Source organism: Mycobacteriales bacterium (assembly GCA_036497565.1).
Classification (GTDB): Bacteria; Actinomycetota; Actinomycetes; order Mycobacteriales; family QHCD01; genus DASXJE01.
Map to the genome: position 1 here is coordinate 1 of DASXJE010000027.1, position 18,862 is coordinate 18,862.

Annotated in this window: 24 protein-coding genes; 20 read left to right on the top strand and 4 right to left on the bottom strand. The window is 71.6% G+C overall.

From position 1 onward, the window contains the following. Window positions 1-8 precede the first annotated feature (8 nt). Entirely contained in the window at window positions 9-977 is a 969-nt protein-coding gene (locus tag VGH85_02730; protein HEY2172704.1) for a zinc-binding dehydrogenase, read from the bottom strand. Window positions 978-1,000: 23 nt separating this feature from the next. Here VGH85_02730 and VGH85_02735 point away from each other — a divergent pair, with 23 nt between their 5' ends. After that, window positions 1,001-1,387: a ribonuclease domain-containing protein gene (locus tag VGH85_02735; GenBank protein HEY2172705.1), complete on the top strand. Its 387-nt coding sequence runs from the start codon at window positions 1,001-1,003 to the stop codon at window positions 1,385-1,387. Then, the gene (locus tag VGH85_02740; GenBank protein HEY2172706.1) at window positions 1,384-1,755 is read left to right on the top strand and encodes a barstar family protein; all 372 of its coding nucleotides are present in this window, start codon (window positions 1,384-1,386) and stop codon (window positions 1,753-1,755) included. Before VGH85_02735 ends, VGH85_02740 begins: the two co-directional genes overlap by 4 nt. Window positions 1,756-1,762: 7 nt before the next feature. Here the strand turns inward: VGH85_02740 and VGH85_02745 are convergent, their stop codons facing one another. Next, a complete protein-coding gene (locus tag VGH85_02745) occupies window positions 1,763-2,533 on the bottom strand; it encodes an enoyl-CoA hydratase-related protein (protein ID HEY2172707.1) in 771 nt (256 codons plus the stop codon). 95 nt (window positions 2,534-2,628) lie between these two features. Here VGH85_02745 and hemW point away from each other — a divergent pair, with 95 nt between their 5' ends. From hemW to VGH85_02760, 3 genes are all read left to right on the top strand, one after another. Beyond that, window positions 2,629-3,834, top strand: coding sequence for a radical SAM family heme chaperone HemW (gene hemW, locus VGH85_02750; GenBank protein HEY2172708.1), 1,206 nt, complete (start codon window positions 2,629-2,631; stop codon window positions 3,832-3,834). Window positions 3,835-3,922: 88 nt separating this feature from the next. Next, window positions 3,923-5,140, top strand: a complete 1,218-nt coding sequence (locus VGH85_02755) for a sensor histidine kinase (GenBank protein ID HEY2172709.1) — start codon at window positions 3,923-3,925, stop codon at window positions 5,138-5,140. Window positions 5,141-5,176: 36 nt separating this feature from the next. After that, window positions 5,177-5,782 (top strand): response regulator transcription factor, encoded by a 606-nt coding sequence (locus VGH85_02760; protein ID HEY2172710.1) that lies wholly within the window; start codon window positions 5,177-5,179, stop codon window positions 5,780-5,782. A gap of 7 nt (window positions 5,783-5,789) precedes the next feature. On the opposite strand, the gene VGH85_02765 is transcribed toward VGH85_02760, so the two are convergent. Then, window positions 5,790-6,098 (bottom strand): type II toxin-antitoxin system VapB family antitoxin, encoded by a 309-nt coding sequence (locus tag VGH85_02765; protein HEY2172711.1) that lies wholly within the window; start codon window positions 6,096-6,098, stop codon window positions 5,790-5,792. Window positions 6,099-6,264: 166 nt separating this feature from the next. Between VGH85_02765 and hrcA the strand changes: the two genes are divergently transcribed. The 13 genes from hrcA to VGH85_02830 all read left to right on the top strand — a co-directional run bounded on the left by hrcA (window position 6,265) and on the right by VGH85_02830 (window position 17,801). After that, window positions 6,265-7,281, top strand: coding sequence for a heat-inducible transcriptional repressor HrcA (hrcA, locus tag VGH85_02770; GenBank protein ID HEY2172712.1), 1,017 nt, complete (start codon window positions 6,265-6,267; stop codon window positions 7,279-7,281). 5 nt (window positions 7,282-7,286) lie between these two features. Then, on the top strand, window positions 7,287-8,414 hold the full coding sequence (dnaJ, locus tag VGH85_02775; protein ID HEY2172713.1) for a molecular chaperone DnaJ: 1,128 nt from the start codon (window positions 7,287-7,289) through the stop codon (window positions 8,412-8,414). 31 nt (window positions 8,415-8,445) lie between these two features. After that, on the top strand, window positions 8,446-8,790 hold the full coding sequence (locus VGH85_02780) for a histidine triad nucleotide-binding protein (GenBank protein ID HEY2172714.1): 345 nt from the start codon (window positions 8,446-8,448) through the stop codon (window positions 8,788-8,790). 164 nt (window positions 8,791-8,954) lie between these two features. After that, complete coding sequence (locus VGH85_02785; GenBank protein HEY2172715.1) at window positions 8,955-9,269, top strand: hypothetical protein; 315 nt, start codon at window positions 8,955-8,957, stop codon at window positions 9,267-9,269. 218 nt (window positions 9,270-9,487) lie between these two features. Continuing rightward, entirely contained in the window at window positions 9,488-10,510 is a 1,023-nt protein-coding gene (locus VGH85_02790; protein ID HEY2172716.1) for a PhoH family protein, read from the top strand. A 1-nt stretch (window position 10,511) separates the two neighbouring features. Continuing rightward, window positions 10,512-11,012: an rRNA maturation RNase YbeY gene (gene ybeY, locus VGH85_02795; protein HEY2172717.1), complete on the top strand. Its 501-nt coding sequence runs from the start codon at window positions 10,512-10,514 to the stop codon at window positions 11,010-11,012. Then, window positions 11,009-12,337 carry a hemolysin family protein gene (locus VGH85_02800; GenBank protein ID HEY2172718.1) on the top strand — a complete coding sequence of 443 codons (1,329 nt, stop codon included), beginning with the start codon at window positions 11,009-11,011 and terminating at the stop codon, window positions 12,335-12,337. Before ybeY ends, VGH85_02800 begins: the two co-directional genes overlap by 4 nt. Beyond that, the gene (locus tag VGH85_02805; protein ID HEY2172719.1) at window positions 12,330-12,674 is read left to right on the top strand and encodes a cytidine deaminase; all 345 of its coding nucleotides are present in this window, start codon (window positions 12,330-12,332) and stop codon (window positions 12,672-12,674) included. Before VGH85_02800 ends, VGH85_02805 begins: the two co-directional genes overlap by 8 nt. A gap of 69 nt (window positions 12,675-12,743) precedes the next feature. Beyond that, window positions 12,744-13,718 (top strand): DUF3500 domain-containing protein, encoded by a 975-nt coding sequence (locus VGH85_02810; protein HEY2172720.1) that lies wholly within the window; start codon window positions 12,744-12,746, stop codon window positions 13,716-13,718. Between the two features lie 123 nt (window positions 13,719-13,841). Then, window positions 13,842-14,756 carry a GTPase Era gene (era, locus tag VGH85_02815; protein ID HEY2172721.1) on the top strand — a complete coding sequence of 305 codons (915 nt, stop codon included), beginning with the start codon at window positions 13,842-13,844 and terminating at the stop codon, window positions 14,754-14,756. A gap of 175 nt (window positions 14,757-14,931) precedes the next feature. Beyond that, the gene (gene recO, locus VGH85_02820; GenBank protein ID HEY2172722.1) at window positions 14,932-15,681 is read left to right on the top strand and encodes a DNA repair protein RecO; all 750 of its coding nucleotides are present in this window, start codon (window positions 14,932-14,934) and stop codon (window positions 15,679-15,681) included. Window positions 15,682-15,726: 45 nt separating this feature from the next. Next, window positions 15,727-16,524 carry an isoprenyl transferase gene (locus VGH85_02825; GenBank protein HEY2172723.1) on the top strand — a complete coding sequence of 266 codons (798 nt, stop codon included), beginning with the start codon at window positions 15,727-15,729 and terminating at the stop codon, window positions 16,522-16,524. A gap of 32 nt (window positions 16,525-16,556) precedes the next feature. Next, window positions 16,557-17,801: an MFS transporter gene (locus VGH85_02830; protein HEY2172724.1), complete on the top strand. Its 1,245-nt coding sequence runs from the start codon at window positions 16,557-16,559 to the stop codon at window positions 17,799-17,801. Between the two features lie 8 nt (window positions 17,802-17,809). Here the strand turns inward: VGH85_02830 and VGH85_02835 are convergent, their stop codons facing one another. Beyond that, window positions 17,810-18,097 carry a DUF6703 family protein gene (locus tag VGH85_02835; GenBank protein ID HEY2172725.1) on the bottom strand — a complete coding sequence of 96 codons (288 nt, stop codon included), beginning with the start codon at window positions 18,095-18,097 and terminating at the stop codon, window positions 17,810-17,812. A gap of 71 nt (window positions 18,098-18,168) precedes the next feature. Here VGH85_02835 and VGH85_02840 point away from each other — a divergent pair, with 71 nt between their 5' ends. Both VGH85_02840 and VGH85_02845 read left to right on the top strand, forming a co-directional pair. Then, window positions 18,169-18,492 carry an antibiotic biosynthesis monooxygenase gene (locus VGH85_02840; protein ID HEY2172726.1) on the top strand — a complete coding sequence of 108 codons (324 nt, stop codon included), beginning with the start codon at window positions 18,169-18,171 and terminating at the stop codon, window positions 18,490-18,492. A 71-nt stretch (window positions 18,493-18,563) separates the two neighbouring features. Further along, on the top strand, window positions 18,564-18,862 hold a 299-nt coding region (locus VGH85_02845), incomplete at its 3' end, for a glycine--tRNA ligase (GenBank protein ID HEY2172727.1).

The window sequence follows — 18,862 nt, forward strand, 5'->3', positions numbered from 1 at the left end:
GGCAGCGGTCAGGGGGTGGTGAAGACGATCTTGCCGACCGGGTCACCGGAGAGCATGGCGGCGACGCCGTCGGCCGCCTTGGCCAGCGGCAGTTCGGTATCGATCACCGGCCGCACCCCGGACGTGTCGAGGAAGCGGATCAGCGCGGCGAACTCGTCGCGGGTGCCCATCGTCGAGCCGACGACGTTGAGCTGGAGGAAGAAGATCCGGTTGAGCGCCGCCGGCGGGTTGGGCCCGGTCGTCGCACCGGAGACCACCACGGTCCCGCCCGGTCGCAGCGACTTCAGCGAGTGGTCCCAGGTCGCCTTGCCGACGGTCTCGAGTACGGCGTCGACGCGATCGGGCAGTCGGGCGCCCGGCTCGAACGTGGCGTGCGCGCCGATCCGCAGCGCCGCCTCCCGCTTGGCCTCGGTACGGCCGGTCACCCACACCCGGAAGCCCGCGGCGCGCCCCAGCGCGATCGCCGCGGTGGACACCCCACCGGTGGCGCCCTGCACGAGCACCGTGCCGCCCGGCCGCAGCCCGGACTTGCCGAAGAGCATCCGGTAGGCGGTGAGCCAGGCGGTGCCCAGGCAGGCGGCCTCGGAGTAGGAGAGGTCGGCCGGCTTCGGGAGCAGGTTGCGACGGGGTACGGCGACCCGCTCGGCGAAGGTGCCCGGGTGCAGTTCGGAGAGCAGCGTGCGCTTCGGGTCCAGGGTCTCGTCGCCGGACCAGCCCGGGTCGCTGATCACCCCGTGGACGACGACGTCGTTGCCGTCCTCGTCGATCCCGGCGGCGTCGCAGCCGAGGATCATCGGGTAGCGGTCGGCGGGCAGACCGACTCCCTGCAGGGTGAAGACGTCGTGCCGGTTGAGCGAGGCGGCCTTGACCGCGACCGTCGTCCAGCCCTCGGGCGGCTGCGGATCGGGCCGGTCGCCGACGGCGAGCGCCGCGAGCGGGTCGTCCGAGTTGGGCGCGGTGGCATACGCAGCAAGCATCGAACGACCGTACAGTCGTCGACGTGGTGGGGATCCGTCGGCCGCTGCTGGCGCTGATCGTGCTGGCGGCATTGCTCGGCGGTGGCTACCTCGTCGAGTCCGCGCGCGGCGGCTCCGGCGATCCGCATCCGCGGACCGTCGCCGCGACCGGCCTGCCGGGGCAGGCTCAGGCGACCATCGCCCTGGTCGAGCGGGGCGGTCCGTATCCGTTTTCGCGGGACGGCGTGGTTTTCGACAACCGTGAGCACCTGCTGCCGGCCGAGCCGACCGGCTACTACCGGGAGTACACCGTGATCACGCCGGGGGAGTCCGACCGCGGACCGCGGCGCATCATCCATGGCCGCGGCGGGCAGTTCTACTACACCGCTAACCACTACGTCTCGTTCGTGCATGTGGACCCGGACCGATGACGTTCACCGGACCGGGGGTCTACCGCATCGACGACGGGGTCGCCGAGGCGGTCGCAGCCGCGACCGCGCACGGACTGAGGCCGTACGTCGTCGCCGAGCAGTCGTCGAAGGCCGGGTTCCTCGACGCCGTCGCCGCGGCGCTGTCCTTCCCGGGCTGGTTCGGCCGCAACCTCGACGCGCTGGCCGACAGCGTCGGTGACCTGTCCTGGCTCCCGCCCGGTCCGCTGGCCCTGGTGTGGGAACGGCCGGCGGCCCTGGGCGCGGCCGACCCGGCGACCGACGCCGCCGTCCGCGAGATCCTGGCGCAGGCGGTCGAGGAGTCGCGGGACGGGCCGCGTCCGTTGACCGTCCTGCTGACCGACCGGTGACCCGCTCTCAGAGTTCGGCCGCCCATTGCGGCGGCCGCTTCTCGCGGAATGCCGCAATCCCTTCCTGCCCCTCGGCGGACGCGAACCGCCGGGCCGACACGGCGGACATCGCCGCGAACTCCTCGGCCAGGGCCGGCGCACTCGCCTCCCGCAGCAGGCGTTTGGTCTCGGCCAGCGCCTCGGGTCCGCCGCGGGCGAGAAGGTCGACGTAGCGTCCGACCGCCGACTCGACGGCACCGTCGTCGACGGCCTCGGTGACCAGGCCGATCTGGACGGCCCGGTCGCCGTCGAAGACCGCACCGGTCAGGAAGAGTTCCTGCACGGCGCGCGGCGCGATCCGCGGCAGCACCGTCGGCGCGATGGTCGCCGGTACGACGCCGATCCGCACCTCGCTGAAGGCGAACGTCGCCGACCGCGCCGCCACGGCGATGTCACTGGCCGCGATGAGGCCGAGACCGCCGGCCCGGGCCGCGCCGCCGACCTGAGCGACGACCGGTTTCGGCGATTCCCATACCGCCTGCAGGATGCGGGGCAGGTCGGTGACCGGCATGCTCGCCGCGTCGCCGCGGGCCTCGGTCAGGTCCATCCCGGAGCAGAAGACGGGCCCGGCGTGGGCGAGCACGATCACCCGCACCTGCGGATCGGAACCCGCCCGGGCCAGCAGGTCGCCGAGCCGGGCCATGAGCGCCCGGGACAGCGCGTTGCGGTTGGCCGGTGAGTCGAGGGTGAGGAGGGCCGTCCCACGCCGTACGTCGTAATGCACCAACTCGTCAGCCACGAGGTCTCCTTCGGGTCGGCTCGGCGGCGCGCCAGCGGGACCGGCTGCTAGCCGGATCCGTCCGGCATTGAAACACTGCACCCGTGAGCCCTGCGCTGCCGGACGGCGAGCCGGTCCCTCGGGACGGTTCGTTACCCGAACACGTCCGCACCGGCGTGGGTCGGGTGCCGTTCGGCCTGTACATCCACGTGCCGTTCTGTGCGACCCGGTGCGGCTACTGCGACTTCAACACCTACACGGCATTGGAGCTGCCGGGCATCTCGGCGTCGTCCTACGTCGACGTCGCCCTGAGCGAGATCCGGCTGGCGCGGCATGTGCTCGGTGACCGCACGCCGCAGGTCGACACGGTGTTCGTCGGCGGTGGTACGCCGAGCCTGCTGCCGGCCGAGCACCTGTCCGCCCTGTTGGGCGAGGTCCGCGAGCTGTTCGGGCTCGCTCCCGACGCCGAGGTGAGCACGGAGGCCAACCCCGAGTCGGTGACCCCGGCCTACCTGTCCCGGCTGCGCGAGGCCGGCTTCACCCGGGTCAGCCTCGGAATGCAGTCGGCCGCCGAGCACGTGCTCGCCGTCCTGGACCGCCAGCACACCCCGGGGCGGGCGGTCGACGCGGTCGAGGACGCCCGCAAGGCCGGGTTCAACCACGTCAACCTCGACCTGATCTACGGCGCCCCCGGGGAGACCGAACACGACTGGCAGGACTCGCTCGACGCGGCGATCGGCGCCGGGCCGGACCATGTCTCGGCCTACGCGCTGGTCGTCGAGGAGGGCACCCGGATGGGCCGGCAGGTGGCCCGCGGCGAGCTGCCCGCCCCGGACGACGACATCCTCGCCGACCGCTACGCACAGGCCGAGCAGACGCTGTCCGCCGGCGGCTTCGCGTGGTACGAGGTGTCGAACTGGGCCCGTCAGCCCTCCGCCCGGGCCCGGCACAACCTCCTTTACTGGACCAGCGGCGACTGGTGGGGGATCGGTCCGGGCGCGCACAGCCACGTCGGCGGCGTGCGCTGGTGGAACGTCAAGCATCCGGCCGCCTACGCCGCCCGACTGGCCGCGGGGGAGACCCCCGCGCAGGCCCGTGAGGTGCTCGACCCGCAGCAGCGCCGTACCGAACGGGTCCTGCTGCGGATCCGGCTGGCCGACGGCCTCGCGCTGCAGGAGATCCCGGCCGCCCGCCGGGCCGAGGCCGACCGGATGCTCACCTACGGGCTCTTCGACCGGGCCGCCTACGACGAGGGCCGCGCGGTGCTGACCCTGCGCGGCCGGCTGCTCGCCGACGCCGTGGTCCGCGACCTCGTCGAGTGACATCCGTCACGTCAAGGACCGGATCCGTGGCACTGCCGACCGCGGTGAGCGCTCCCGTACGGTGATCGGGGCGCGATGGAGGAGTGGCATGGCAGACGAGCAGAAACCCGACCGGTTCTGGCCCGGTAGGGGGAAGGGATCGCGGCTCGGCCTGACCTGGGGCGCCGTCTACCTCGTCTTCCTGGCCTACCCGGTCATCGACCTCGCGACGACGCAGCGTCCGGCGTGGCAGGTCGCGGTGGCATCGCTCGCGCTCGCCGCGTTCGTGGTCATCTACCTGCGGCTGGTCTCGCTGCGTCGGTTGATGCACCCGCTGGACAACGCCGGGCGGGTCCACCCGCTCCGCTATCCCGTCGCGCTGGTCGTGCTGGCCATCGGCATGCCGCTCGCGTTCGGCGGGAACTTCGCCGGGCTGATGATCTACGCGAGCTGCGCGCTGGTGGTGTCGGTGACGCCCCGCACCGGCTTCCGGGTGATCGTCGTTCTCGCCGCGGCGACCCTGGGGGTGCTGCTCGTCCGGCACGCCGACGCGGGCTCCGTACTCAGCCTGACGCTGCTCACCCTGCTCTGCCCGGTGGGCATGATCGGTATCGGGCGGATGGCGGCGCTGATCCGCGAGCTGGCGACCACCCGGGAGGAGAACGCCCGCCTCGCGGTGTCCGAGGAGCGGCTGCGCTTCGCCCGCGACCTGCATGACCTGCTCGGGCACAGCCTGTCGCTGATCGCGATCAAGAGCGAGCTCGCCGAGCGACTGATCCCCCGCGACCCCGACCGCGCCGAGGCGGAGGTCCGCGACATCGAGGCGGTGGCCCGGCAGGCGCTCGTCGAGGTGCGCGAGGCGGTCAGCGGCTACCGGCGGTCCCTCGACGAGGAGCTCACGGGCGCCCGGGCGGCACTCGAGGCGGCCGGGATGACCGTCGAGCTGCCCGCGCCGGGCGCGCCGCTCCCGGCCGCGGTCGAGTCGCTGCTCGGCTGGACCGTCCGTGAGGCGACCACCAACATCCTGCGGCACAGCCACGCCCGACAGGTCCGCATCGAGATGCACCGGGCGCACGACCATGCCCGGATGGTGGTGCGGGACGACGGTGTCGGCCCGGCCGAGGACTGCCCGGTCGGGCCGGAGACGGGGCAGCACGGTCTGGCCGGCCTCGCCGAACGGATGGCGGCGGCCGGTGGACGGCTCCGGGCCGGAGCCGGGGCCGACGGCGGGTTCCAGCTCGCGGTGAACGTCCCGCTGGATGCACCCTCCTACGCCACAGCGCCGCGAGCTGCCGAACGGGACGCCCAGGCGGCCCCCGCCCACTGACCTGCGGCCACCCCTACGGCGGGCACAATGCAGCCCGTGATCCGGGTGCTGCTGGCCGAGGACCAGGCGATGGTGCGCGGCGCCATCGCCGCGCTGCTCGACCTCGAGGAGGACCTCGAGGTGGTGGCGCAGGTCGGCACCGGGGATGCAGTCGTGCCGGCCGCGCTCGATCTCCGGCCCGACGTCGCCCTGCTCGACATCGAGATGCCCGGCATGGACGGATTGACGGCGGCGGCCCAACTGCACGACTCCCTGCCCGCATGCCGGGTGCTGATCCTCACCACGTTCGGCCGGCCGGGTTTTCTGCGCCGGGCGATGCAGGCCGGCGCAGCGGGCTTCCTCGTCAAGGACGGGCCGGCCGGCGAGCTGGCCGATGCGATCCGGCGGGCGCTTGCCGGCGAGCGGGTCATCGACGCCGGCCTGGCCGCCGCGGCGCTCACCGAGGGTCCGAATCCGCTGTCGGGGCGGGAGCGGGAGGTCCTCGGAGCGTCCTCGGACGGCTCCACCGTCGCCGACATCGCCGGGCGGCTCTTCCTCTCCGAAGGCACCGTGCGCAACTACCTGTCGTCGGCCATCCAGAAGACCGGCGCCCGCAACCGGGTGGCGGCCGTGCACGCAGCCCGCGAGAAGGGCTGGCTGTGAGGGGGGCTCAGGCGGAGTCGCGCCGGTCGAGGTCGAGCACCCGGACGTGCAGCGCGTTCCGCTGGTGGAGGGCCGTCCGCAGGGCCCGGTGCAGCCCGTCCTCGAGGTAGAGGTCACCGTTCCACTGCACCGCGTGCGGGAACAGGTCGCCGTAGAAGGTCGAGTCCTGCTCGAGCAGCCGGTCCAGCGCCAGTTCGCGTTTGGTCGCGATGAGCTCGTCCAGCCGGACCTGCCGGGGCGGGATCGTGGCCCAGTCACGGGAAGAGAACCCGTGGTCGGGATACGGGCGTCCCTCCCGGACGTCCTTGAAGATCACCTCGGACCCCTGCCTGTCGCGTACGGACCCGACGAGACTAGTCCGTCGGAGCAATCCGTCGAGTTGGCCCGGGACGTGGCAGAGTCCACGCCCGCGCCGGGCCGTCGAGTCGCGGGGCCGACGTACACTTGGCACTCTGTGAACCGGAGTGCCAGAGGAGGTGGCGATGAGCCTCGAGGAGCGCAAGCTCGAGGTCCTGCGTGCCATCGTCGAGGACTTCGTGTCGACGAATGAGCCGATCGGGTCCAAGGCGTTGGCAGATCGCCACAATCTCGGCGTTTCACCCGCCACGATCCGTAACGACATGGCGGTACTGGAGGAAGAGGGCTACATCACCCAGCCGCACACCAGTGCCGGCCGGGTCCCGACGGACAAGGGCTACCGGCTCTTCGTCGACCGGTTGTCCTCGGTCAAGCCGCTGTCGCCGGCCGAACGGCGGGCGATCCACTCGTTCCTCGCGGGCGCGGTCGACCTCGACGACGTCCTGCGCCGCACCGTGCGGCTGCTGGCCCAGATCACCCACCAGGTCGCGATCGTGCAGTACCCGAGCCTGTCGATCAGCACCGTCCGGCATCTCGAGGTGGTCCACCTGGCCGCCAACCGGCTCATGCTGGTGCTGATCACCGACACCGGCCGGGTCGAGCAGCGGATCGTGGAACTGCCCGGCGACACCACCGACGAGCAGGTGGTGGATCTGCGCGGCACCCTCAACAGCTGGCTGCGCGACCGCCTGCTCGCCGACGCGCCGGACATCGTCGCCACCATGCCCGACGCCGTCGACCCCGACCTCCGACCGATCGTGACCAGCCTGTCGTCGGTGCTGCTCGAGACGCTCGTGGAGCGCCCCGAGGAGCGGGTCGTGCTGGGCGGGCGGGGCAACCTCGACATCCTCGACTTCCCGCACTCGCTGCGCCCCGTCCTCGAGGCACTCGAGGAACAGGCGGTGCTGCTCCGGCTGTTCGGTGAGACCGAGGCGCCGCCCGCCGTGCGGGTACGCATCGGCGAGGAGATCACCTACGAGGGGCTACGGTCGACGTCGGCCATCTCCACCGGCTACGGATCCGGTGGTCTCGCGCTCGGCGGTATCGGCGTCCTGGGCCCGACCCGCATGGACTACGCGGGGAGCATGAGCGCTGTCCGAGCTGTTGCACGCTATGTCGGCGAGCTGCTGGCAGGAAGCTGAGGAACGTGGCAACCGACTACTACGGCGTGCTTGGCGTGCGCACCGATGCGTCTCCTGAGGAGATCAAGCGCGCCTACCGCAAGCAGGCGCGCGACCTGCACCCCGACGTCAACCCCGACCCGGAGGCGCAGGAGCGCTTCAAGCAGGTCGCGGCGGCCTACGAGGTGCTGCGGGACCCGGAGAAGCGCCGGATGGTCGACCTCGGCGGCGACCCGCTCGCCCCCGCCGGTGGCGGCGGTGGCGACCCGTTCGCCGGCGGCTTCGCCGGTTTCGGCGACATCATGGACGCGTTCTTCGGCGGCGGTACCGCCCGCGGGACGCGGGGTCGGGCGCGCCAGGGCGCCGACGCGCTGATCCGGCTCGACGTCGACCTCTCCGAGGCGGCGTTCGGCACCAGCAAGGAGCTGTCCGTCGACACCGCCGTACGGTGCGAAACCTGCTCGGGAGCGGGCACCGCCCCCGGTACGGCGCCGCGGACGTGTGACACCTGCGGCGGCCGCGGAGAGGTGCAGAGCGTGCAGCGCTCGTTCCTCGGTCAGGTGATGACCGCGCGTACCTGCCCCACCTGCCTCGGGGTCGGTGAGACGATCCCCAACCCGTGCCCGGAGTGCGCCGGCGACGGCCGGGTCCGGACCCGGCGGACGATCTCGGTGAAGATCCCGGCCGGCGTCGAGGACGGGATGCGGATCCGGCTCTCCGGGCAGGGCGAGGTCGGGCCCGGCGGCGGTCCGGCCGGCGACCTCTACGTCGAGGTCAGCGAGCGTCCGCACGACGTCTTCAGCCGCGACGGCGACGACCTGCACTGCCGGGTCACGCTGCCGATGACCGCGGCGGCGCTCGGCACCAGCCTCACGCTGCACACCCTCGACGGCGAGGAGGACATCGACATCCGCGCGGGCGCACAGTCCGGCGCCGTGGTGACGCTGCGGGCCCGCGGAATCCCGCACCTGCGCGGGGTGGGCCGCGGCGACCTGCTGGTGCACGTCGAGGTCAGTACGCCGACCCGGCTCGACCCGGAGCAGGAGAAGCTGCTGCGCGAGCTGGCCAAGCTGCGTGACGAGGAACGCCCGCTCTCCAAGGCCGGCCCGGGCGGGCTGTTCTCCCGGATGCGGGATGCGTTCAACGGACGCTGACCCGGCCGGCGCCACTCCGTACCATCGCCGCATGGCCGACTGTCTGTTCTGCCGCATCGTCGCCGGCGAGGTGCCGTCGGAGTCGGTGCGTTCGACCGAGTCCACCTACGCGTTCCGCGACGTCACGCCGCAGGCGCCGGTCCACGTGCTGCTCGTGCCGCGCGACCACTACGACAACGCAGCGGAGCTCGCCAACGCCGCGCCCGCGGTCATGGTCGAGCTGATGCGGGAGGCCGGCGCGGTCGCCGCCGATCTTGGTGTCGCCGACAGCGGCTACCGGCTGGTGTTCAACACCGGCGCCGAGGCGAACCAGACGGTGAACCACGTGCACCTGCATCTGCTGGGGGGTCGCGCGATGGGCTGGCCGCCGGGCTAGTCGCCACCCGCATGGAGCACCATCAGTTCGGCCGATGACCGCATCGGGCGCGTAAGTTCCGCTCACGTGGGTAAGCGATGGACATGCCCGGGGAAAACCGTAGATCGCGCGTGTTGCGGGTCCTCACCGGAGGTCTGTGGGGCCGCCGCCGGAGGAGAGCGGCGGTGCGCGCCGATCCGGCCCAGGCGAGTACCGCGGAGATCGGGCGAGCCTGGGAGCGCACGTCGGTGGAGCTCGGCCGGTGCCACTCGGTGCCCGACCGCCTGCGGCTCATCCACGAACGCCAGTCCTACCTCGACGAACTCGCCCGCCGCGACAGCGCCGGACTGACCAGGTGGGGCGAGCACGCCATCGCCGGCCGGGCGGTCGGGCCGGAGGTGTTCATCGAACGGGTGGGTCAGGGCGACGGTGTCCCGCCGTTGCCCGATCCGGCCGACGACCCGTGGAGCGGGGGAGACCAGCCCACGCCCCCGCGTTAGCCCCGGACTTGCCGGGTCGAGGGCATACGTCGTAGAGCGGTGGATTTGGGGTCTTCCCGGGCGGCGGTCGCACCAGCCGCATTTGTCGGCAGACGGCTGGTCCACCTGCCAGGTACAGTCGATATGTCACACGTACGTCCCCTGTCCTCGCACCCCAGGAAGCGCAGGCTGCGCCACCCGTGCCAGACACGTCCGCCGGCTCGGCCGGCACCCCCGGTATCGCCGGAGCTGCTGCCCAGACCACGCTCGTCGTCCCCGCCAGCCACGCGATGGTGTCCCTGCTCGGTTCCGGGGACGAGCTGCTCCGCCTCTATGAAGACCAGCTGACCAGCGACATCCTGGTCCGCGGCAACGAGATCACCTTGACCGGCGCACCGTCGGACAACGCGTTCGCGATGCGCTTCTTCGAGGAGTTGCTGACCCTCCTCGACCGGGGCGAGACGCTGACCCCGGACGCCGTACGACGGACGCTGTCGATCATGAACAGCGGGGTGTCGGAGCGTCCGGCCGAGGTGCTGAGCTTCAACATCCTGTCCCGGCGCGGACGCACGATCCGGCCGAAGACGCTCAACCAGAAGCGTTACGTCGACGCGATCGACAAGCACACGATCGTCTTCGGCATCGGGCCGGCCGGTACCGGCAAGACCTACCTCGCGATGGCCAAGGCCGTGCAGGCGCTGCAGTCCAAGCAGGTCAACCGGATCATCCTCACCCGTCCCGCGGTCGAGGCCGGCGAGCGGCTGGGCTACCTGCCGGGCACGCTGTTCGACAAGATCGATCCCTACCTCCGGCCGCTCTACGACGCCCTGCACGACATGGTCGACCCCACGTCGATCCCTCGTCTCACCCAGGACGGCACGATCGAGGTCGCCCCGCTCGCCTACATGCGCGGACGCAGCCTCAACGACGCGTTCATCGTGCTCGACGAGGCGCAGAACACCACGCCCGAGCAGATGAAGATGTTCCTCACCCGGCTCGGCTTCGGGTCCAAGGTCGTCGTCACCGGCGACATCACCCAGATCGACCTGCCGAATGGCCAGCGGTCCGGTCTGCGGGTCGTGCGGGAGATCCTCGACGGGTTGGACGACGTGGACTTCACGATGCTCACCAGCAACGACGTGGTGCGCCACCGGCTGGTCGGCGAGATCGTCGACGCTTACGAGCGCTGGGATGCCACCCAGACGGCCAACCGGCCGGCGTCGGAACCGGCCCGCGACCCGAGGTCCCGCAGACAGGGCTGAGATGACCATCGAGATCGCCAACGAGTCCGGCGTCAGCATCGACGAGACCGCTCTGGCCGACGTGGTGACCCACGTGCTGGCCGAGATGAACGTGCACCCGCTCGCCGAGCTGTCGGTGCTGCTCGTCGACGAGGAGTACATGACCTCACTGCACATCCGGTGGATGGACGAGGCGGGTCCGACCGACGTACTCGCCTTCCCGATGGACGAGTTGGACACCGCCCGCGGTCCCGACGAGGAGGACGAGCCGGCTCCGGCCTTGTTGGGTGACGTCGTGCTCTGTCCGGAGGTCGCGCGCAGACAGGCGGCGCAGGCCAAGCATTCGCTCGACGACGAGTTGCACCTGCTCGCGACTCACGGTGTGCTGCACCTGCTCGGCTACGACCACGCCGAGCCCGACGACGAGCGGCGGATGTTCGCGCTGCAGAACCGGCTGCTGCAGTCGTGGCGGGCCGATCCCACGCAGTCGTCGGTCGACTCCGGGAGGGACCGGCTCGGGTGAGCGCGACCGACGTGGTACTGCTCGTCGTCGCGGCCGTGCTGGTGGCCTTCGCCGGATTCTTCGCCGCCGTGGACGCTGCGCTCACCGCAGTGTCTCCGGCGCGGGTCGACGAGATGGACCGGGAGGGCACGTCGCGACGGGCCCACACCCTTGCGCTGATCGTCGTGGACAAGGCGCGGCACACCAACCTGCTGCTCCTGCTGCGGGTCGGGGCCGAGATGCTCGCGACGGTCCTCGTCGCCGTCGTACTCATCGACGTCTTCGGCATCGGCTGGCGGGCGGTCATCCTGGCCACGGCGGTGATGACGATCGTCAGCTACGTGCTGGTCGGCGTGGGGCCGCGCACGATCGGTCGCCAGCACCGCTACGGCGTCGCGCTGGCCACCGCCGGGATCACCCGGATGCTCGGCCGGGTGCTCGGGCCGTTGGCGTCGCTGCTGATCCTGGTCGGCAACGCGATCACCCCAGGTCGCGGCTTCCGCGAAGGACCGTTCGCCACCGAGGTGGAACTGCGCGAGCTGGTCGACCTCGCCGAGGCCCGCGGTGTCGTCGAACACGAAGAACGCGACATGATCCACTCGGTGTTCGAACTCGGCGACACCATCGTGCGCGAGGTGATGGTGCCGCGTACCGACGTTGTCTGGATCGAGCACACCAAGTCGATCGGCCAGGCCCTCGCCCTGGCGCTGCGCAGCGGCTTCTCCCGTATCCCCGTGATCGGCGAGAACGTCGACGACGTCGTCGGTCTCGTCTACCTCAAGGACCTGGCCCGGCGGGCGCAGGACCGTCAGGAAGGCCTGCGGTCGACCAAGGTCGAGGACGTGATGCGTCCGGCGACGTTCGTGCCGGAGTCCAAGCCGGTCGACGAACTGCTCCGGGAGATGCAGGCGCAGCGGATCCACCTCGCGGTCGTCATCGACGAATACGGCGGAACCGCCGGCCTGGTCACGATCGAGGACATCCTCGAGGAGATCGTCGGCGAGATCACCGACGAGTACGACGACGAGCAGCCCCCGGTCGAGTGGATCGACGCGGACACCGCCCGGGTCACCTCCCGGCTGACGTTGGAAGACCTCGGCGACCTGTTCGGCCGCACGCTGCCCGACGACGGTGTCGAGACCGTGGGCGGCCTGCTCGCCCAGGCGCTCGGCCGGGTCCCGATCCCCGGGGCGCGGGCCGAGGTGTGCGGGCTGGAGTTGGTTGCCGAGAGCGCGGGTGGCCGGCGTAACCGGGTCGACAGCGTGCTGGTACACCGGCTACCGACCGAATCCGACGAGGCCGGCGGACCCGGCCGGTCCGAACAGGAGCAGACCGTCGATGGCTGAGTCCGATGTGGTGCTGGACCCCGAGGACGCCAAGCTTGTCACCCTGGCCCGGGCCAGTGCGGCCCGCACCGGCGCCGACGAGGGTGCGGCGGTGCGCGACAGCGACGGCCGCACCTACGCCGCCGCGACCGTCGCGCTCCCGTCGCTGACTCTGTCCGCGCTGCAGGCCGCGGTCGTCGCCGCGGTGTCGAGCGGAGTCCGCAGCCTTGAGGCCGCGGCGGTGGTGAGCGGATCGGCGACCGTCGATGCCGCCGCAATTGCCGCCGTACGCGACCTGGGGCTGGCGTCGGTGGTGCTCGCCGACCCGGACGGATCGGTGCAGGCCGTCGTCGGGTAGACCTGGTGCGGGCACGCGCCACCGCAGTCGCGGTGCTCGACGGACGAGGACGTCGCGAGAGGAGATCAGGTGAGCGCGTTGCCGGCAGTCAGTGAGCTGGCCACCCGGATGGGGACCGCCGCGGCGGACTGGTTGGGCGTGCTGCGCGCCGACCAGCTCGACCGCGCGCAATATCCGTTCGACGACCCCCAGCGGCGCGAGTGGTTCTACACCCCGAACATCCAGGCCGGGCTGACCCTCGCCGACATGACCGCGACCCAGCAGCGGGCCACCCACCGTCTGGTGGCCAACGCGCTGAGCGATCGCGGCTACGCGGTCCTCGCCGCGGTGATGGGTCTGGAGAACCTGATCGACGCGGAGGAGGGTTGGACCGGGAGCTATTCCGGTCTGCCGCCGGACAGCCGCCGGCGTGATCCGCAGCTGTACTTCCTCGCGGTGTTCGGCGACCCCGCCGGCCCGGTGTGGGGATGGCGGTTCGGCGGGCACCACGTGTCGATCAACTACACCATCGTCGAGGGCCGGATCGCCGCGGGACCGATCTTCCTCGGCGCCCGCCCGGCCGTGACGGTCACCGGCGCCAACTCCACCCTGCGCCCGCTCGCGAACGAGGCCGACCTGGCCGAGCAGTTGGTGCGCAGCCTCGACGCCGACCAGCGCGCGGACGCGATCGTCGCGCCCGAGGCTCCGGCCGACATCCTGCAGACCAACCGGGCGTCGGTACCCACGGGACGATGGACGCCACCGGGCCTGGCAGCGAAGGCGATGACCGATCCGCAGCGCGCCGTACTCTCCGGGCTGGTCAGGCAGTACGCCGAGCGGCTGCCGGCGGCGTTGGCCGAGGACGTCCTGGCGCGGGTCGCGGACCCGGCGTCGGCCGAGGCGTACTTCGCGTGGGCCGGCGACCCGGCCGATCAGGCGCACTACTACCGGGTACAGGCCGACCGGCTGCTCATCGAATACGACAACGTCCAGGACGGGGCCAACCACGCGCACAGCGTGTGGCGCGACCCCACCCTCGACTTCGGCGGCGACCTCCTCCGCTGACCGCGCCGGCGCGGGCCCCGCAACCCGGTGATCAAGAGGGGATTCCGGTACGAAACGCCGTACGAATCCCCTCTTGATCATGACGGGACGCGGCGCTGTCCGGCGGTGCGACACAATGCGGCAATGAGCTCCGACGACGCCACCGCCGTGACCGGGCACCGGTCCGGCTTCGGCTGTCTGGTCGGTCGTCCCAATGTCGGCAAGTCGACGCTGGTCAACGCCCTGGTCGGAAGCAAGATCGCGATCATCAGCGGCCGACCACAGACGACCCGGCACGCCGTGCGGGGCATCGTCCACCGTCCGGACGCCCAGCTCGTCGTCGTCGACACCCCCGGGCTGCACCGCCCGCGGACCCTGCTGGGGGAGCGCCTCGACGACGTCGTCCGGTCGACATGGTCGGAGGTCGACGTGGTGGCGCTCTGTCTTCCGGCCGACGAGGCGATCGGCCCGGGCGACCGGTTCATCGCCGCCGAACTGGCCGAGCTGCGCCGTACGCCGGTCATCGCCGTCGTGACCAAGACCGACCTGGTGAGCCATGCCGCATTGACCGACAAGCTCCTCGCCGTCTCGCAACTGGGGGAGTTCGCCGAGATCGTGCCGGTCTCGGCGGTGTCGTCGTACCAGGTCGACGTCCTCGCCGACCTGCTCGTCGCACGCCTGCCGGAGGGGCCGCCGCTCTACCTGGACGGCGAGCTCACCGACGAGCCCGAGCAGGTGATGGTTGCCGAGTTGATCCGCGAGGCGGCGCTCGAAGGGGTGCGGGACGAACTGCCGCACTCGATCGCGGTGACGGTCGAGGAGATGCGCCCGCGCGAGGGGAAGGACCTGGTCGACGTCTACGCGACCCTCTACGTCGAACGACCGAGCCAGAAGGCGATCGTGCTCGGCAGCCACGGGGCGCGGCTCAAGGAGGTCGGGACCACGGCGCGGCACCAGATCGAGGCGCTTCTCGGCAGCCGGATCTACCTCGACCTGCACGTGAGCGTGTTGAAGGATTGGCAGCGCAACCCGAGACACCTGCGCCGCCTCGGCTTCTGACACTGGCTGCTGCGGGGTGGACAAAACCCACTAGTAGTGGGTTTTGGTCCGCGACACGCCGTACGGGACGCCCATAACCCACTAGTAGTGGGTTTTGTCCACGGCGGCGGAGAACGGACCGGCGTACCAGCGGGGCGGGGGCGGGTTTTGTCGGCCGAGCGCGGACAATGACGTGGTGAGCCTCTACCGGGACGACGGCATCGTGCTTCGGGTGCAGAAGCTCGGTGAGGCCGACCGGATCATCACGCTGCTCACCCGGAAAAACGGCCGGGTGCGCGGGGTCGGCAAGGGGGTACGCCGGACGACGTCGAAGTTCGGGGCCCGGCTCGAGCCGTTCAACCACGTCGACGTCCAGCTCTACACCGGGCGGACGCTCGACATCATCACCCAGGCCGAGACGATCACGCCGTTCGGCTCGGGCATCGTCGGCGACTACGGCAGCTACACCGCGGGTACGGCGGTCCTCGAGACGGCCGAGCGGCTCACCGCGGAGGAGCGCGAGCCGTCGATGCGGCTCTACCTGCTCGTCATCGGGGCGCTCCGGGCGCTGGTCGCCGGCGAACACGAGCCCAGCCTGGTGCTCGACGCCTTCCTGCTGCGGTCGATGGCGGTCGCCGGCTGGGAGCCGGCGCTCGACGACTGCGCCCGCTGCGGCAACCCCGGTACGCATCGGGCCTTCTCCGTCCCTGCCGGCGGCGCGGTCTGCGCCACCTGCCGCCCGGCCGGTGCGGTCCACCCGGCACCCGGCACGCTGACGCTGCTGACCGCGCTGCTGCGCGGCGACTGGTCGACCGCCGACCGGTCCGAGCAACCGGTACGCCGCGAGGCCAGCGGCCTGGTCGCCGCCCACCTGCAGTGGCACCTCGAGCGCGGCCTGCGGTCGCTGCCCCTGGTCGATCGGCGGGGGCGGGCCCCGGCCGACTGAGCCCCGGCCGACTAGGTTGTCGGGCATGCGAGCTGGACGGCGTCGGTGACGCGCGCCCCCCGACCCCACCCGACCGGAGTGCGGCCGCCGCAGATCCCGGCCGAACTACTGCCCGGACACGTCGCGATCGTCATGGACGGCAACGGTCGCTGGGCCAAGTCCCGCGGGCTGCCGCGCACCGCCGGTCACGAGGCCGGCGAGGCGGCGCTGCTCGACGTCATCGAGGGCGCGATCGAGCTCGGCGTGCCGTGGCTGTCGGCGTACGCGTTCTCGACCGAGAACTGGCGTCGCTCGCCGGACGAGGTGCGGTTCCTCATGGGATTCAACCGCGACGTGATCCACCGCCGCCGCGACTACCTCACCGAGCTCGGCGTCCGGGTGCGTTGGGTCGGCCGGCGACCGCGGCTGTGGAAGAGCGTGATCCGCGAGCTCGAGACGGCCGAGGAGATGTCGCGGGACAACACCGTGCTGACCCTCGGGTTCTGCGTCAACTACGGCGGCCGCGCCGAGATCGCCGACGCCGTCGCCGGAATCGCCCGCGACGTCGAGGCGGGCCGGCTGCGCGCCTCCCGGGTCGACGAACGCACCGTCGCCCGCTACCTCTACCTCCCGGACATGCCCGACGTCGATCTGTTCATCCGGTCGTCGGGGGAGCAGCGGACCAGCAACTTCCTGCCCTGGCAGGCGTCGTACGCCGAACTCGCGTTCGTCGACACGCTGTGGCCGGACTTCGACCGGCGGCAGCTCTGGGCGGCCTGCGAGGCCTACGCCGCGCGCGACCGGCGGTTCGGCGGCGCGCTGCCCAACGCCGCCCCCGCCGTCCATGATCATGATCGGAAATAACCGAGACACGCCGAACGAATCCGATCACGATCATGGATGTGAGGGGGCCATTCAGGTCGCGACCGTTCCGCTGGGTGTGGAGCGGCGAGGCACTCTCGATGGTCGGCGACGCGTCCTATCAGGTCGTGTTCGTCTGGCTGGTGCTGTCGATCTCCCGGTCGCCGGCCGTGCTCGCCGCCGTCGTCGTCGCCGCCACGATTCCCCGTGGACTGCTCGTCCTGGTCGGCGGCGCGGTCACCGACCGGTTCTCGCCCCGCACGGTCATGTTCGTGTCGCACCTGACCCGCGGCACCGCCGTGACGATCCTCACCGGCTTCGCCGCGACCGGCGGTCTGCGGATCTGGCAGTTCTTCGTGATCGGGGTGGTGTTCGGCATCGCCGACGCCTTCTTCTGGCCCGCCGCGCCGAGCATCATCCCGTCCCTGGTACGCCGATCCGACCTGCCGCGGGCGAACGCCCTGATCGGTGTGGCGGAGCAGGCCAGCATGTTCGTCGGCCCCGTGCTCGGTGGTGTGCTGCTCGCCACGGCCGGCTCGTCGGTCGCGTTGGGGTTCAACGCGGTGACGTTCTTCATCGCGGCCGGCACGCTCCGTGCGGCGCCGAAGACCGAGGTCGGTGCGCGGGAGGCGTTTTCGGTGCGTCGGCTGCTGGCCGAGATGCGCGCCGGCCTTCGCTACGCCCGGCGCAACATCGAGGTACGGATCGTGCTGCTCCTGCTGTCCGCCTCGACCCTGAGCTACAGCGGCCTGTTCGCCGTCGGGCTGCCGACCCTGGCGCGGCCGGTGCGGGACGGGTCGGTCGCACTCGGCGTCATGATTTCCGCCTGGGGACTCGGTCAGCTCGTCGGAGCGCTCTCGGCGACTGTCACCGGCCTGCCGCGGCGATGGGGGCTGCTGATCATCGGCATGACGATCCTCGAGGGGATCTGCTTCGCCGTCCTGGGCGTCGTACCGCACTACCTGCTGGCGGCGGCGCTGCTGTTCCTCCTCGGGATCGGCGTCGCCTACTCGACCGACGTCGCGCTCCCGACGTTCGTCCAGGCCAGGACACCACCGCAGATGCTGGGCCGGGTCAACAGCGTGATCGCCCTGCCGTGGGTCGTGCTGGAACCCGTGTCGATCGCCGTCATGGGCGCGGTGGCCGGCCTCGGACCAGGCTGGGCCTTCGCCATCGCCGCCGTGCCGATGCTGCTGGTCGGCGCGGGACTCGCGACCAGCTCGACCGCACGCGGCCTCACCACGGACGCCGCACCGGCGGGCGAAGGAGCCCCGATATGAGGACGCGGTTACGACGACGTGGCGCGGAGCACCGCTGCGGCCAGCAGCAGCACCAGCACCGCGACCCGCACCAGCCGGGCCGACGGGTTCAGGAGCGGCCAGGCAAGATAGGTCAACCAGCCGGCGAAGAGGAATACCACGATGATCGCGATCCCGGCCGGCGCACCGTGAGCGAGCAGTCCTACCACGGCGAGCGCCAGCACCAGCACGAACGGCACCCAGCGCGGCAGCCGGTGCAACGACAGGAGCAGGCCCGCGCTGCGTTCCTCGACGGTACGGCGCACCTGGCTCGACACGGGCTGATCCTCCACGAAGCGGTGGGCTCCCCATTCTCACCCGCGTCCCCAACCCCTGCGGCGGCGGCCCGATGATCGTGGTGTCGCGGTTCACGGTCGCGGAGAGCGACGGCGAGGCGTTCCTGGTCCGCGCCCGGGACGCGCTCGACGCGTTGCGGCCGGCGACCGGCTACCGACGCGGCTGGGTCGGCCGGGCCGCCGACGACCCCACGGAGTGGATCCTCGGTACCGAATGGGCGGGTGTGGGCGCGTATCGCCGCGCCTTGTCCGGTTTCGACGTCCGGGTCCGGGTGGCGACCCTGCTCGCGGAGGCCAGGGACGAGCCGAGCGCCTTCGAGATCCTGCACGCCGGTGGCGAAAACCCGCCGGACGTGGAGCAGAGCGGCCGGGCCTGACGCGCCACCCACCCGCGCGCGGGCGGCGGATACCCTGAAGGTTCGCCGACCGCCAGCCGGATGGAGTCACCGTGGCAGACCGTCTCGACACCCTCGTCAACCTGTCGAAGCGCCGCGGGTTCGTCTTTCCGTCCAGCGAGATCTACGGCGGCCAGCGCTCCGCCTGGGACTACGGCCCGCTCGGCGTCGAGATGAAGGACAACGTCAAACGGCAGTGGTGGAAGTCGGTCGTCACGGGCCGCGACGACGTCGTCGGCCTCGACTCGAGCGTCATCCTGGCCCGTGAGGTCTGGGAGGCCTCCGGCCACGTCGACGCGTTCGTCGACCCGCTCACCGAATGCCGCTCCTGCCACAAGCGATTCCGGGCCGA

Coding starts and splice junctions, on each gene's coding strand:
- hrcA (HEY2172712.1), top strand. CDS start 6,265: ATGAGCCTCGAGGAGCGCAAGCTCGAGGTCCTGCGTGCCATCGTCGAG.
- VGH85_02730 (HEY2172704.1), bottom strand. CDS start 977: ATGCTTGCTGCGTATGCCACCGCGCCCAACTCGGACGACCCGCTCGCG.
- VGH85_02780 (HEY2172714.1), top strand. CDS start 8,446: ATGGCCGACTGTCTGTTCTGCCGCATCGTCGCCGGCGAGGTGCCGTCG.
- era (HEY2172721.1), top strand. CDS start 13,842: ATGAGCTCCGACGACGCCACCGCCGTGACCGGGCACCGGTCCGGCTTC.
- ybeY (HEY2172717.1), top strand. CDS start 10,512: ATGACCATCGAGATCGCCAACGAGTCCGGCGTCAGCATCGACGAGACC.
- VGH85_02805 (HEY2172719.1), top strand. CDS start 12,330: ATGGCTGAGTCCGATGTGGTGCTGGACCCCGAGGACGCCAAGCTTGTC.
- VGH85_02740 (HEY2172706.1), top strand. CDS start 1,384: ATGACGTTCACCGGACCGGGGGTCTACCGCATCGACGACGGGGTCGCC.
- VGH85_02840 (HEY2172726.1), top strand. CDS start 18,169: ATGATCGTGGTGTCGCGGTTCACGGTCGCGGAGAGCGACGGCGAGGCG.
- VGH85_02830 (HEY2172724.1), top strand. CDS start 16,557: ATGGATGTGAGGGGGCCATTCAGGTCGCGACCGTTCCGCTGGGTGTGG.
- VGH85_02755 (HEY2172709.1), top strand. CDS start 3,923: ATGGCAGACGAGCAGAAACCCGACCGGTTCTGGCCCGGTAGGGGGAAG.